Below are 14,183 nucleotides of genomic sequence, written 5' to 3'. Positions count from 1 at the left end.
GATTCGACAGGTTGTCTCGTACCGGAATGAGGAACTCGCGTGTCTGCTCCAGTTACAGAGAAGAAGGGCCCCCTCGCGGGCATTCGCGTCGTCGAATTCGCAGGCCTCGGACCGGGCCCGCACGCCGCCGCCCTCCTGGCCGATCTCGGCGCCGACGTGGTGTGCGTCCAGCGTCCCGGAGTGATTCCGCCGGACGGCCCGTACGACCAGATCCAGCGGGGTCGTCGCGTCGTCGAGGCCAATCTGAAGGACCCCGAGCAGGTGGAGAAGGTTCTCGGTCTGATCGAGCGCGCGGACGTCGTGATCGAGGGCTTCCGCCCCGGTGTCACCGAGCGCATGGGCCTGGGCCCGGACGTCTGCCTCGGGCGCAACGAGCGACTCGTGTACGGACGGATGACGGGCTGGGGCCAGGAGGGCCCGCTGGCCAGCGCGGCCGGGCACGACATCAACTACATCTCGCTGACCGGTGTCCTGCACGCCATCGGCCGCAAGGGTGAACGTCCCGTGCCGCCGCTGAACATGGTCGGCGACTTCGGCGGCGGTTCGATGTTCCTGATCTTCGGGATTCTGTCGGCGCTGGTGGAACGCCAGTCGTCCGGCAAGGGCCAGGTCGTGGATGCGGCCATGGTCGACGGCGCGCTGGCCCTCTCGCACATGATGTGGGCGTTCCGCGGCCGCGGAATCTGGTCCGACGAGCGGGGTGTCAACCTGCTCGACACCGGCGCGCCGTTCTACGACACCTACGAGACGTCCGACGGCAAGTACATGGCCGTCGGCTCGATCGAGCCGCAGTTCTACGCTCTGCTGTTGCAGGGCCTCGAACTCGACCCCGCCGAACTGCCGCAGCAGATGGACATCTCGGCGTGGCCGCAGATGAAGAAGGTCTTCGCGGAGAAGTTCCTGTCGAAGACCCGCGACGAGTGGGCCGCTATCTTCCTCGGCACCGATGCCTGCGTGTCGCCCGTGCTGACGTTCGCGGAGGCGCCGTCCAACGAGCACATCGCCGCCCGCGGATCGCTGATCGATCTCGACGGCGTCACGCAGCACGCCCCGGCGCCGCGGTTCTCCCGCACCCCGGCCGGCGTACCCACCCCGCCTGCCCGCGAGGGCGTCGACATCGACACCGTCTGGACCTGACCCCCACGTGAGTGGCGATGCGTGTTCCGGCACGCTTCGCCACTCACGTGCTCAGACGACGAGGGACGGTTCCGCGAGCTCTCGGTCGACGGCCAGCGTCTCGTACGCTGCCGCGATGCAGTCGACACCGCGGCGCAGTTCGTCGGACGTCCGCGCGTACGGGAGCCGGACGAACCTCTCGAACGCGCCCTCCACCCCGAACCGCGGTCCCGCCGCCAGCAGCACCCCGAAGTTGGGGGCCGTCGCGGCCAGCGCCGTCGACACCGGCGCAGGCATGCGCAGCCACAGCGACATTCCTCCCGAACCGATGGTCGGGACCCAGTCCGGCAGGCGGTCGGCGAGAGCGTCGAGCATCGCGCTCCGCTGTTCCCGCAGTTCCGCCCGGCGCCGGGCGAGGACGAGTTCGTCGTCGGACAGCAGATGCGCCGCCGCGAGCTGGTCCATCACCGGCGTGCCCAGATCGACCGCGGCCCGCGCCCCGGCGAGCCGGGTGATCAGCGCCGGATCGGCGCGAATCCAGCCGACGCGCAGCCCGCCCCAGAACGACTTCGCCGCCGACCCGATCGTCACGACCTCCGACTTCGCGGCGCCCCTGCCGTGCGCCGCGACCGGTCCCGGTGACGGTTCGTCCAGCCACAGGTCGACCATCGTCTCGTCCACCACCAGGGTCATGCGGGTGTCGCGCGCGATCCGCGCCAGTTCGGCCCGCCCGGACGCGTCGAGGCACAGTCCGGTGGGGTTGTGGAAGTCCGGGATCAGGTACGCCATCCGGGCCGCGGTCTGCCGGGCGGCGCTGCGGATTCCGTCGAGATCCCACGCCCCGGACGCACCGCCCTCCGGACGGACGGGCACCGGGACCGGACGCGCACCGACCCTGCGGATCGCCTCCAGCGCGTTGGGGTACGTGGGGTGATCGACCAGCACCCGCTCCCCCGGCGCCGTGAGCACGTTGAGGAGCAGCCGCAGCGCGTGCTGAGCACCGGAGGTGACCATGATCTGCTCGGGCGAGGTCTCCAGCCCCCGCGCCCGGTAACGCGCCGCGATGACGTCCCGCAACGCGCCGATCCCCACCGGCTCCATCCCGTGAGTCGGCAGGAACTGCGGAAGCGATTGCAACGCATAGGCGTAGGCCTGCTCGACCGCTTCCGCGGGCGCGGCCATCGCGGCGTAGCTGAGGTCGACCACCGAGCTGTCGGAACCGGGCTGGTGCGCCCGGAACATCAGCCCGTTCTGCCGTGCCCCCAGCGGCAGCGCGACGGTGCTGCGCGACCCCTGACGGCTGATGAGATACCCCTCGTCCCGGAGTACCGAATACGATGACGTGATCGTGGTCCGGCTCAACTCCAGCATCGACGCCAGTTCGCGCTCGCTCGGCAGCGCGACCCCCAGCGGGATGCGGCCGTCGTGCACGAGTAACCGGATCCCGTCGGCCAGCGCCCGGTAGGCGGGCCTCGCGGCCGACCGGCGGCCGCTGTCGTCCTGCCAGTTACCGAGGTCCCTGGCCAGGGAGCGTGCACCGAGTACGCGAGTCATCATGCAGTCCAGTATCAACCTCTTGGCTATTCAACTCAAAGCCAGTTCTGGCGAGGCTCGAATCCATGACGACACTGATCACCCTCGCATGCATGGCTCTCCTGGCCGCGGCGGTCGCGCACTACGGTCCCAAAGAGGGAGGTAAGGGCGTGTTTCGCCTGGAGCAGTTCCGGATCGGCGCCCCACTCGGCGGGATCTTTCCCGACCAGTCGAGCAGTCCAGAAGATCCGGACTGGCCTTCTCCAGGCGATCAGCGCGCCGGCGGCGGCAGCAGCTGACTGAACAGCACCGTCCCGGCCGCGTCGAGGAGGTCCACCCGCAACTCCGACGTCTGCCCGTCGATGAACACCTCCCCGAAGTGCTGGTATCCGTCGAGCGGCGACGAATTGGGTGCGGGCGGCGCGTGCACGAACACGGCCTCGGGGCCGAACGTGGCGTCGAGGTCGTTGGGACCGAAACCGCCCGCGTTGAGTGGACCGGAGACGAACTCCCAGAATTCGTCGAAATCCTTGTACGCGGCGCGGTCGGGCGAGTACCGGTGCGCGGCGGTGTAGTGCACGTCCGCGGTGAGCCACACCGTCCCGGTGATCCGTCCCGCCTTGATCGCCGACAGCACCTGGGCGATCTCGGATTCCCGGCCCGACGGCTGACCGGGCTCCCCGTTCGCGACGCCCTCGAACGCGGTGTCGCCGTCCGGGACCACCACCCCGAGCGGGAGGTCGTTGGCGATGATCTTCCACGTCGCCGTGGACGCACCGAGTTCCCGGATCAGCCACTCCTTCTGGGCTGCACCGAGAATCTGCCCGGCCGCACCGGTGTTGACTCCGTTCGCGTCCTTGTAGGTGCGCATGTCGAGGACGAACACGTCGAGCAGTGGGCCGTATCCGATCTTGCGGTACACACGACCGTCGACCGCGTCGGCCGGCTCCACCGGCAGCCACTCGTGGTACGCCTGGAATGCCCTCTGTGCCAGCACGTCCACGTTCTTCTCCGTGTACGCGTCGAGGTCGAGGACCTCACCGGGGTACCAGTTGTTGACCGTCTCGTGGTCGTCCCACTGAACGATCTGCGCCACAGAGGAATTGAACCTGCGGTAGTTGTCGTCGGTGAGGTTGTACGCGTACTGGCCGCGGTACTCGTCCAGCGTCTGCGCGACAACGCTCTTCGCCTCGCTGACCGTGTTCCGCCACACGCGTCCGTCCGGCAGCGTGACGGACTCCTTCAGCGGACCGTCGGCGTACACGACGTCGCCCGAGTGCAGGAACAAGTGTGGGTCGCGCGCGGCCATCATGTCGAAGATTCGCATTCCGCCGATGTCCGGATTGATTCCGTATCCCTGACCCGCCGTGTCCCCGGACCACTGCAACCGGATGTCGCCTGCGGCGCTCGGAGCGGTGCGGAAGACACCCGTCACCGCCTCCGAGGTGGCGCCGTCGTCACCTTCGAGGGTCACCCGGTAGTGCACCTGCTGCCCGGCGGGTAGTCCGGTCACACGCAGCCGCCCGGTGCCGTCCGCGTCCGGGGTGAGCAGTCCACCCTCGAATCGCACCGAGTCGGTGAAGGACTCGGTGGCCGAGGTCTCCACGATCATCGTGGCGGGACGGTCGGACCTCGCCCAGACGAGCGCACCGTCTGCTCGCACGTCACCGGCCGCGACACCGTGCGTGAGGGTGGGTCGGTCACGGACCAGCGCCGGCCCCGTGCTGCCGGAGTCGGAGCACGCGGCAGCGGGCACGGCAAGCAACCCGAGTGCGGTGGAGCGGAGCAGGGCACGGCGGGACAGATACACGAAAACATCTCCTCGGTCGGCGAGCTTCGAGGATGTCCAACCGTGGTCAACGGAAGGTGAACGTCGGATGTGGGAGGCATACTGGATTGGTGACCACAGGAATCGCCCTGTTCGACACGGCCCTCGGCACCTGCGCCATCGCATGGCGGGCCGCCGGGATCGTGGGTGTGCAATTGCCCGAAGGTTCCCCCGAATCCACCCGGCAGCGTCTCGAACACTGCTTCCCGGATGCGGTGGAGCACCAGCCGCCTGCGCCGGTCCAGCGGGCCATCGACGGGATACGCGAACATCTGGGCGGCGCACTCGACGATCTGCGGTGGATCGACCTCGACTTCGAGGGAGTCCCCGAATTCGACTGCACCGTATACGAACTCACCCGCGCAATCGACCCGGGCACCACACTCACCTACGGTGACATCGCGGCGGAACTCGGCAAGCCGGGGGCCGCGCAGGCCGTCGGTCAGGCCCTCGGCCGCAACCCGCTGCCGATCGTGATCCCGTGCCATCGCGTCCTCGCCGCAGGCGGGCAGGTGGGCGGCTTCTCCGCCGGTGGCGGCACGCTCACCAAGCGCGAACTACTGGCCCTCGAACACGCTCCGGGGTTCGACGACCCGGTGCTGTTCTGATCAGAGGCTGCGGGTCGCCGACGAGTTCACGCGCCAGCGCCGCGGCCGCCGCCATCCTGTCGCCGTCGGGAACCCGGAGGGTCCGGACCACCCGCTGATCGACCCCGGTCACCCTGGCGCATCCCAACACGAACGCCTGCCCGCCGGCGACGATCGCCCGCTCCACGGCATGAACGAACGCGTCGACCGTCGACCGCGGGTCACCCTCGAACACCCAGACACCGAGATCCGTCGACACCACCGCCACGCACCTGCCGGCGTCCGGCCGGTCGTGCCCGAATGCCTCCAGGACGACGGCCGCTGCATGGAAGCTGTCGTACCACCGGGCGGCCGGCACCCGGGTACTCGCTTCGACAGTCCTGATCATCGGCTCGAATGTATCGCAGTTCACCCCGGCCCTTCACACAGCGCGATCAACGTCGCGATCCTCCCCTCTCCGATCGCGACCATGTGGCGCGTGGCGACAACCAACTCGTCGGCTCGGTCGTTGGTCACCCTTCGGTCGATCTCCGCCAGGATGCTGTCGAGGGTGAGCCCCTTCGCCGCGATGACGACCGGAAAGCCGAACCGAGCGCGATACCGGGACTCCCGCTGGCGCAGGAGGGTGAGTCTCCCGGCCGAACTGGCGACGAGTGCACCGTGCTCGGCAGCGGCATGAGCCGAGTCGGGAGGGGCCGAGAGCGGAAGATAGTTCTCCAGTGCCGCCGCGACGTCGTCGAGTGTCATGGACCGCCACGCGGCCGCCGCCGCCGCGAGGAGGTCCTCACGGTCGGCGTACGGGCGTGCGGACAGCACCGCGGTTGCCCAGGTCCGCGACGGCGTGCAGATCAACAGCTCTTTCTCCAGAGCGGACTCGTCCAGGGCGTTGAGTGTCACGACGGCAGTGTCAGGCATGGGCGCTCGCACGCCGATGAAGTGCGAGGCTTTCCTCCGCCACCCGGGCCGCTTCCCCGGCCGTCAGCCAGCGTGGATAGGACGTCACCGCTGCCACCGCGTCGTCCAGAGCGGTGCGGACGAACGCGATCTCCTCCGCGTCGGCCTCGAGTCCGAGCGACCGCAGCAGCACGTCGGCCATACGGTCGGTGGTCAGGCTGTCCCACACCCATTCCTGCCGACCGCCCACCACTGCGGGGCTCACGCACGACGAGACGGGCGGGAACACATCCGGTCCCCCGGCGATCGCAGCGATGACGTCGCCGGGCATGTGCTTGAGGTGGGCATATCCTCCGACCACCGGCTTGAGCGGCGGCAGGCTCACCGAACTTTCCGTCGCGACGAGTTGCGCCAGGGAGGTCAGCTGTTCGACGTGGATCCCGGTGTCCACTCCGTAGAGCACTTCGAGAGCGAGAACCACCTCTTCCAGCGCGGCGAAGCCGGCGCGGTAGGACATTCCGGACACCGACACGTCCGGGCTCGCGCCTGCCGTTGCGGCCGCGATGGCCGTGGCGGTGCCGAGACCGAAGTCGTCGTGTACGTGCATCGTGATCGGCACGTCGTCGACGAGGCGCTCCCGGAACGTCCGCACGAACAGTTTCATCGCTTCGGGGCCGAGACTGCTGGTCGAGTCCATCAGATCGAGGCGCCGCGCACCGAGTTCGACGGCGACGTTGCAGGCTGCCACGAGATCGTCGAAGTCGCGGCGGCCCACGTTGGCGAGTGTGATCGTGACGTCGCAGCCCAGCTCACGCAGGTACTCGAAGAACTTCTCGAGATCGCGGTACTGACGTGAGCGGGCGGCAGCCGAGGGTGCCGGGACGATGCCCGGTGCGAACGTGCGCACTCCCCATTCGTGCAGTTGATCGACGGTTTCCTTCATGCCGACCTGCTGGTAGTTCTCTCCGTCCGACAGCAGGGTGTCGGCGTACACATTGAGCCGGAATCCGAAGTCCCGGGCGGCGACGGCGCGAACGAGCGCCGCTTCGCGCGGCATCGGTGACGCTCCGCCACCCCAATTGATGTTGACGCTCTCCTCCCGGATCCCCGCGGCACCGAGCGCCGCGGCGATCCGCACGAATCCGTCCATCGACGTGGTTGCGCCTGCGGTGAAGAGCGTCTTCCGCAGAGTGCTGTCGATCAGCGCGAACGGTGAAGGCCAGTCGAACTGTGACTGGACGGTGGCGTCGAAATTGAACGGGCTGACCCAGTGACTGCCGTCGACGAGGTGGGAGTGCTCAGGATTGATCATGCGAATACCCCTTCGGTGTCGTGGTTTTCGTGGTTTTCGTGATGTCGGGGAATGTCGGCGGAAAGAGTTCGGCCGACGGTCTGCGTCGGTGGTCTCGTTCGCTGTATGCCGCTCTCATGCGTTCGAACAGGACCTGCGCGTGAGCCTGCAGCCGCGATTGGTCGGCGCCGAGGACGACGCCGTCGACCATGACGGTGCTACCTGCGACCACCGTCCGGCGGACGTCGCGGGCCGATCCGTTCATCGTGAGAGTGCGAAGTGGATCGTCGCGGACACCCATGGCGAAGTCTGCGAGATCGACCACGATGAAGTCGGCGCTCGCTCCGGGCTGCAGGCGTCCCAGATCCGGTCTGCCGAGGGCACGAGCACCGCCGATCGTCGCCGAACGGATGTAATCGGCTGTGGCACCCGCCGAAAGTGATCCGTCAGCCCGTTTCGCGAGATGGGTCCCGTAGTCAATTCCGCGGACGAGGTCCGGGGGAAACGAGTCGGTTCCCAGAGCGAGGTGGACACCGGCCGTTCGATACCGGTCGTACGACTCCAGCACCGCCCCGTATCGAATGGACGTCATCGGGCAGTGCACGATCGTGACACCTGCCTCCGCCAGGCGCCGCAGGTCGGCCTGCCCACCCTGACCGCCCGGTGCCCCGAGATGGATGCCGTGGGGCACCAGCAGACGCGTCTCCAGAAGTCCGGACGTCTCGAGGAGTTCGACGGGGCGCATCCCGTACCACTCGTCGAGCAGCGCCAACTCCACCTCACCCTGCATGCAGTGCAGTCGCACCACCGTGTCGCGGGCGATCGCCACCTGTGCGGTCGCCGCCATCAGTTCCCTTGTCAGCGTCTCGATCCGGCAGGGCAGGAGAGCGCCGTGCACAAGATCGCCGCCGTGGTCGGCGGCATGATCGAGGAAGCGCTCGGCGTCCCGAAGCCCGGCTCGGCCCCGTTCCTCGTCGAACAGCACCGACCGGCGTCCACCGTCGACGACGTTGACACCGGACCTGTAGGCGGGACCGAGGTATCCCCGAATTCCGAGACGCTTCGCGATCCGAGCCACCTCGACCATGTCCTCATAGGTCTCCGCCCACTTGCTGTGAGACTCGGAGGCGATCGGCATGAAGGTGGTGATTCCGTGCCGAAGAAGCTGCGACAGAGCGTATTCGCGGATGACGGCACGCTCGGGTGCGTCGAATACGTCGCGCCGCCCCGATCGGAAATAGTCGGCCGACCACTGCAGCCCGAGTGCCAGATCGGGTGTCGCCCAGGAATCGAGCAGCGCGTGATCGATGTCTGCGAGCGCATCGAGGTCGATGAATCCCGGCATGATCAGAGCATCACCGCAGTCGACCGTCTCGTCGACCGGGCCGTCCCATCCCCGTCCCGCGTGCAGGATCCGCGCGCCCCGATAGACGATCTCTCCGTCGGAGACGAGCACGTGGTCGCCGTCACGATAGGCCAGGATGTGGGCCGCCGTCATTCTGACCACAGGTTCCGTCATGGCACCGGCACCTCGATCGGCCCGTCGAATTCACGCCTGTTGCTTCGCCATCCGGGATCGGTGAGGTGGTGCGCCAGGCCGGCGCGTTCGACGAGCAATCGGGCGTGCCGGTCCCCCTCGTCCAGCGCCGCCGTCTCGTCGACTCCGCACACGATGCAGTCTTCCATGACCACCCTTCCCCCGACGATCACCGTCTGCACGTCGGCTCCGGTCGCCTCGTAGACGAGGCGATGCACCGGCATCCAGTTGGGTACGAGATGCGGCTTGCGCATGTCGAGAATCGCGAGATCGGCGCGTTTACTCACTTCGATGGATCCGATGACGTCGGCCATTCCGAGGACCGCCGCAGCATCGATCGTGATCATCTCGAGCAATCGACCTGGTGGCAGCAGGTAGGGATCGTCGGCGAGAAGTTGATTGGCGGCCTGAGCGGCGCGCGCGGCCTGCAAGAGGTCGAAGGGACGGCGCGGCGACGAACCGTCGGTGGTGATCGCAACGGTGATGCCTGCCTGCAACATCTGAGGGACCGGCGCACGTCCTCCCGGTGCATGGCCCACGGACGTCCCGGTCTCCGCCAGGATCGCGACCTCCTCGGCAGACAAACCCGTGCAGTGTTGCAGATGGATGTCCGGCCCGAGGAGCGCGTTCTCCCGATCCTTCGCCGCGAGCCGCACCATGCCACCGAAGGCATCCGAGTGGATGCGGACACCCCAGCGCTCCGCCGCCTCCCTGACCCGGCGCGCCTGGTAGCGATCGTCCTCGGTGAGATGGGTGGCGACGTCGGGTCGCGACGGGTGGGACGGATCGACCGAAGGGACAATCGTGAAGGGTGTCAGGAACACCGACGTGAGATCGCCCTCGTAGCCGTTCACCGTCTCGATCACCGATTCCGCGCCGGACAGCAACTCGTCGAATCCGACCTCACGTCGACGGGGAACCCCGCCGGACCACTGCGTGACCGGATGGGGCAGCGGCAAACCCGCCGGCCCGACACACACGACGTCGCGTATTCCGACCTCCCGGTAGGCGCGCGCGTGAGCAAGTGAGATCTCGGGATCGTCACTGCGGGGCTGTGATCCCATGACACTGACTCCGCACGTCACTCCGGCGCGGACGCGCTCGAGCGCGGACACGAGCCCGTCGTGATACCAGTACTCCGGTGTCGTCGCGTGGAAGTACGCAGGTGTGACGGTGCGCATCCAGAACGTCGGGCTGTCGCATCCCAGCGTCTTGATCAGCGAGTGGCCGGCGTGACCGTGGGCGTCGACGAGCCCTGGTATCACCAGCTTGCCCCGGCAGTCGATTCGGCGGACGGACGGATCCGTGACGGCGAGGAGCGCCTGGCTGTCACCGACCGCGCTGATGAGGCCACGGTCGATCAGGACGGCGCCGTCCTCGATGATCCGGCGTTCACGGTCCACGGTCACGACTGTGGCCCCGTGCAGCAACATCGCGGTCATGCCGCCGTCCCGCGCGTCATCGTCGCCAGTTCGGACAGCGCAGCCCGCAGTCGCGGCGCTGTTGCCATCACCGGAGGCCGGTCGGGCCGCGCCCGGGACGACAGTATCGAGAGTTCTCTCAGTGAGACGTCGCTGTTCTGCAGCAGCCACCGTTCGTCACACACCGGCATCTCGAACTCTCCGCGGTGCAGGTCGACGAGGACCGGCGCGCTGGAGCCTGCGCCATCGAGGATCCGGAAGATCGCTCCCCAGTCGATGTCGCCCTGACCGCCCGGGCACAACCGTCGCGCGAGACCGCGACCGGTGAAGGTGATCCACGCGTCGTCGTAGTGAATCCGGGCGACGTGCGGGGCGAGCCGGGCGGTCGCCAGCTCCGGATCCTCGCCTCGCACCGGCAGGTTGACCGGATCGAGGCCCACCGCCAGATGGTCGGAGCCGACGGCGTCGATGAGCTGGAGGATTTCGTGTGACGTGATCTCCTCGTGCGTCTTGACCGCGAGTTTCAGGCCCAGGTCGGTGAGCACCGGGGACAGGTTCCGATACAACTGCGCCGTGGCGTCGAGCTGCTCAGGCCACACGACCGATGCGTCATAGCGGTCGTCCAGCATCCCCACGACGACCTGGACGTAGTCGGTGTCGAGTTCCCCGATGGCCGTCAACGCCTTGCTCAGTCCCGCCACCAGATCGCCTCGCCCTGCCTCGCGGAATCGCGTGGTTCGTTCGGCATGCCCGGCGGACACCATTCCCAGCGCGCAGCTCAGCCGGACACCGAGTGAACGTCCGTAGTCGGCGAGTGCCCGAAAGGCGGTCGGATCGAGCGCGGGCGAAATCGCAAAAGGAGAAGCGAACTCCACGTGCCGTAGACCGAGACCGGACGCCGTGCGGATGGTCTCCCGAGGGGTTGATTCCTCGCCCAGCGCACGCGCGCACGCTCCGATGTCCCGGCGAACGGTGCCGACGTCGTCGCCGACGATCACCGCGCCGACTCCGCGAGATTGCCTGCCTTCGTGTCCGATTCGACGGGAAGATCGTGTTTCGCACACACACTCCGCACGTGGTCCGCACTCGACCTGATGTACGACACCGTCTCCGCGTAGCCATACGGCAGCGCGGCATAGCTGGCGTTGTCGATCCGTTCCCCCGACCTTATCTGCCGGTCGTACGACTGCACCATGTCCACGTACGCCGCCATCTCCTGGACCGTCAGATCGGGGTGGCCGTCGAGGAATTCGGAGTCGAACGCTTCGATGAGCATCGTCCGCCGGGGACGCGGCAGGTCGTCGAGCGACTCGTCGTTCTCGATCGTGAGATTGAGCGCCGGATTCGCCGCCGCGAGTACCGGCAGTATGCGATCGAAGTCGACGACGCCGGTGCCGCATGGGCGCATCTGATAGGCGAGACCGCCCTCGGTGTGGGTGATCGCGGCGTCCTTGATGTGTGTCTGACGCACGTACGGCGCCAGCCGTTCGGCCGCCCAGACAGGATGTTCGAGGCGTTGAAGCACGTTCGCGGTGTCGAACACGACCCCGACCACGTCCGAGCCGGCCGCCTCCACCAGCCGGACGAGTTCGAACGACGTGATCTCCTCGTGTGTTTCCAGGTTGAGGTGGATACCGAGGTCCCGTGCGATCGGAGCCAGTGTTCCGAGGAAACGCGCCGTCGCAGCCAGCTGTTCCGTCCACGCCACGTCGGTGCGGAAGCGGTCGTATGCCCAGCGGCCGCGGTACGCCGACTTGTAGTTCGCGGTGGCCACCCAGAGCTCACGGCAATCGATGGCGGCGCAAGCTTCCATCATCCGGCGGAAGCCGAGGACGATATCACCGTCGCCGACGGCGCGCAGCTCCGGCGCCTCCGGGTTCGCGTAGGGATTGACCTTGCCCAGACCGGTCTCCAGGTACATACCCAGTTCGTCTGCCTTGGATCGGATGTCGCGCAGTTCAGCGGCGTCCAGGGCCGGACTCATATCGAGTACGGTCCGGAAGAACAAGCCGGCCATACCCAGTTCGTGGGCGTGTTCGAGGCTGTTCACGGGACCCCGAGTGCGGCTTTCGGGAATCTTGCGTCCGTCTACACCAATTCGCATGTCTACCTACTTCCGTCAGGGATGATCGATGTAATGAGAGGCCGAGACTCGACGGCCTCACGGCAGAGTCAGGACGCCACCGGGGATGGTTCGCCCGGCACGTGCCAGATCCGGGTCGGGAACCGGCACCGCCTCGAGCAGTTCGCGGGTGTATCGGTGACGCGGAGTGGAGAACACCTGCCGGGTGGGCCCTTCCTCCACCACCACGCCGGATCGAAGGACCGCCACCTGAGAACAGAGTTGCTGCACGATCGCGAGATCGTGCGCGATGAACAAGATCGTCAAACCGAGCTCCTCGTGCAGGGACGCCAGCAGGTTGATCACCTGTGCCTGTACCGAGACGTCCAGGGCCGACACCGGTTCGTCGCACACGAGCAACCTCGGGCGAAGGATCAGGGCACGCGCGATGGCGATACGCTGCCGCTGTCCACCGGAGAACGTCGCCGGCAATCGGCCCATCGCATCCGGGTCGAGACCCACCTCGATCAGGGTCTGCGCGACCCGCTCGCGCCGCTCCGCGCGGGTACGGGCCAGCCGGTGCACGACGAGTCCCTCGCCGACGATCTGCTCCACCGTCATCCGAGGGTTGAGGCTGGCGTACGGATCCTGCGCGACCAACTGGACGTCGCGACGAAACCGGCGCAGCTCTCCGCCCCGGAGCGCATGGACGTCACGCCCTTCGAAGGTGGCGGTCCCGGAGTCCGGTCGCTCGAGCCGAACGATGCACTTGACGAGCGTGGATTTGCCGGAACCGGATTCGCCGACCAGCCCGAACGTTCCGCCCTCTGGTACCGACAGGTACACGTCATCGAGCGCCTTGCTGCCGCGGGATCCTCCGAAAGACTTGTTCAGAGCTCGGATGTCGAGAAGAGGTGTCCCGTTCATCAGTTCCCGCTCCCTTGATCGAGATGGCAGGCGAGACGTCCGCCGTCAGCGGTCGCCGTCGTCGGTGGGGTTTCACTCGCGCAGCGCTCCATCGCGACAGGACATCGCGGATGGAAGGGGCAACCGGCGGGCCGCAGCGCCGGTGACGGAGGCGCACCGGGAATGGTGGTCATCCGCGAAGGATGAACATCCAGCCTCGGCACCGCAGCGAGCAGTCCTGCGGTGTAGGGGTGCAGAGGGTCCGCGAACAGTGCTCGGACCGGACGATCCTCCACGATCCGCCCCGAGTACATCACCGCGACACGGTCGGCGAGTCCGGCGACGACCCCGAGGTCGTGCGTGATCAACAGGAGGCCGAGCCCTCGTTCACGGGTGACCTCGTCGAGCAGATTCAGCACCTGTTGTTGCACTCGGACATCGAGTGCGGTCGTCGGTTCGTCGGCGATCAGAACTTCCGGCTCACCGATGAGGGCCATCGCGAGAACTACCCGTTGCCGCATGCCCCCGGAGAATTCGTGCGGATAGGCGCCGAGTCGTTCGTGCGCACGCACCACCCCGAGTTCGCTCAGCACCTCGGCAGCCCGCCGCAGTGCGTCCTTCTTCCTGATGCCGCGTTGCCGGAGTGGCTCGCTCACCTGTGCGCCGATCGACTGCAGCGGGTCGAGCGCACCCATCGGGTCCTGGAACACCATCCCGATGCGATTGCCCCGGATCGTGCTGAGGCGGCGTTCGGTCTGCGCCAGGATCTCCGTGTCGCCCAGCCGAATCGAACCGCCGATCGTCAGTGAACCGTCCAAACGCATGAGTGCGCGTGCCGTCACCGACTTTCCCGAACCCGATTCGCCTACCAGAGCCACGCGCTCGCCCGCCGCCACCGTGAGATCCACGCCGTCCACCAACCGGACGGACGTGCCGCCCGGCTCCGTGTCGATGGTCAGCCCGGAGATCTGGAGAAGTGCCGTGCGCTGAACTGTTTCTGTCGTCATG

14 protein-coding genes are annotated in these 14,183 nt (G+C 67.4%); 3 read left to right on the top strand and 11 right to left on the bottom strand.

The features are described from left to right. The first annotated feature begins 39 nt into the window (after positions 1-39). Positions 40-1,137, top strand: coding sequence for a CaiB/BaiF CoA transferase family protein (locus tag ACLIVD_RS09550; RefSeq protein ID WP_491932357.1), 1,098 nt, complete (start codon positions 40-42; stop codon positions 1,135-1,137). A 51-nt stretch (positions 1,138-1,188) separates the two neighbouring features. Here ACLIVD_RS09550 and yczR read toward each other — a convergent pair whose 3' ends face one another. Further along, positions 1,189-2,673, bottom strand: a complete 1,485-nt coding sequence (gene yczR, locus ACLIVD_RS09545; RefSeq protein ID WP_280784133.1) for a MocR-like transcription factor YczR — start codon at positions 2,671-2,673, stop codon at positions 1,189-1,191. 62 nt (positions 2,674-2,735) lie between these two features. Here yczR and ACLIVD_RS09540 point away from each other — a divergent pair, with 62 nt between their 5' ends. Next, positions 2,736-2,948, top strand: a complete 213-nt coding sequence (locus ACLIVD_RS09540; protein WP_283331562.1) for a hypothetical protein — start codon at positions 2,736-2,738, stop codon at positions 2,946-2,948. On the opposite strand, the gene ACLIVD_RS09535 is transcribed toward ACLIVD_RS09540, so the two are convergent. Further along, entirely contained in the window at positions 2,921-4,459 is a 1,539-nt protein-coding gene (locus ACLIVD_RS09535; RefSeq protein ID WP_491932356.1) for an alkaline phosphatase D family protein, read from the bottom strand. The genes ACLIVD_RS09540 and ACLIVD_RS09535 overlap by 28 nt on opposite strands. A gap of 32 nt (positions 4,460-4,491) precedes the next feature. Here ACLIVD_RS09535 and ACLIVD_RS09530 point away from each other — a divergent pair, with 32 nt between their 5' ends. Continuing rightward, positions 4,492-5,085 carry a methylated-DNA--[protein]-cysteine S-methyltransferase gene (locus ACLIVD_RS09530; protein WP_491932355.1) on the top strand — a complete coding sequence of 198 codons (594 nt, stop codon included), beginning with the start codon at positions 4,492-4,494 and terminating at the stop codon, positions 5,083-5,085. On the opposite strand, the gene ACLIVD_RS09525 is transcribed toward ACLIVD_RS09530, so the two are convergent. The 9 genes from ACLIVD_RS09525 to ACLIVD_RS09485 are packed head-to-tail and all read right to left on the bottom strand — an operon-like array spanning position 5,021 to position 14,182. Continuing rightward, positions 5,021-5,452 (bottom strand): racemase, encoded by a 432-nt coding sequence (locus tag ACLIVD_RS09525; protein WP_283331564.1) that lies wholly within the window; start codon positions 5,450-5,452, stop codon positions 5,021-5,023. The genes ACLIVD_RS09530 and ACLIVD_RS09525 overlap by 65 nt on opposite strands. 20 nt (positions 5,453-5,472) lie before the next feature. Continuing rightward, on the bottom strand, positions 5,473-5,979 hold the full coding sequence (locus ACLIVD_RS09520) for a 2-oxo-4-hydroxy-4-carboxy-5-ureidoimidazoline decarboxylase (protein ID WP_491932354.1): 507 nt from the start codon (positions 5,977-5,979) through the stop codon (positions 5,473-5,475). Continuing rightward, the gene (locus ACLIVD_RS09515) at positions 5,972-7,270 is read right to left on the bottom strand and encodes a hydroxymethylglutaryl-CoA lyase-like TIM-barrel protein (protein ID WP_283331566.1); all 1,299 of its coding nucleotides are present in this window, start codon (positions 7,268-7,270) and stop codon (positions 5,972-5,974) included. The genes ACLIVD_RS09520 and ACLIVD_RS09515 overlap by 8 nt, the downstream gene beginning before the upstream one ends. Then, positions 7,257-8,768, bottom strand: a complete 1,512-nt coding sequence (locus ACLIVD_RS09510) for a chlorohydrolase family protein (RefSeq protein WP_283331567.1) — start codon at positions 8,766-8,768, stop codon at positions 7,257-7,259. Before ACLIVD_RS09510 ends, ACLIVD_RS09515 begins: the two co-directional genes overlap by 14 nt. Continuing rightward, complete coding sequence (locus ACLIVD_RS09505) at positions 8,765-10,228, bottom strand: amidohydrolase family protein (protein WP_491932353.1); 1,464 nt, start codon at positions 10,226-10,228, stop codon at positions 8,765-8,767. Before ACLIVD_RS09505 ends, ACLIVD_RS09510 begins: the two co-directional genes overlap by 4 nt. Next, positions 10,225-11,205: a sugar phosphate isomerase/epimerase family protein gene (locus tag ACLIVD_RS09500; protein ID WP_491932352.1), complete on the bottom strand. Its 981-nt coding sequence runs from the start codon at positions 11,203-11,205 to the stop codon at positions 10,225-10,227. The genes ACLIVD_RS09505 and ACLIVD_RS09500 overlap by 4 nt, the downstream gene beginning before the upstream one ends. Continuing rightward, positions 11,202-12,311, bottom strand: a complete 1,110-nt coding sequence (locus tag ACLIVD_RS09495) for a sugar phosphate isomerase/epimerase family protein (RefSeq protein ID WP_283354060.1) — start codon at positions 12,309-12,311, stop codon at positions 11,202-11,204. The genes ACLIVD_RS09500 and ACLIVD_RS09495 overlap by 4 nt, the downstream gene beginning before the upstream one ends. Before the next feature lie 57 nt (positions 12,312-12,368). Next, the gene (locus tag ACLIVD_RS09490) at positions 12,369-13,196 is read right to left on the bottom strand and encodes an ATP-binding cassette domain-containing protein (protein ID WP_283331571.1); all 828 of its coding nucleotides are present in this window, start codon (positions 13,194-13,196) and stop codon (positions 12,369-12,371) included. Then, positions 13,196-14,182, bottom strand: coding sequence for an ABC transporter ATP-binding protein (locus tag ACLIVD_RS09485; RefSeq protein WP_283331572.1), 987 nt, complete (start codon positions 14,180-14,182; stop codon positions 13,196-13,198). Before ACLIVD_RS09485 ends, ACLIVD_RS09490 begins: the two co-directional genes overlap by 1 nt. Position 14,183: the final 1 nt, after the last annotated feature.

It is taken from the genome of Rhodococcus sp. G6(2025), from assembly GCF_058628105.1.
Note: the sequence above shows the minus strand (reverse complement) of the source record. Positions and strands in the feature narration are given on the sequence as shown.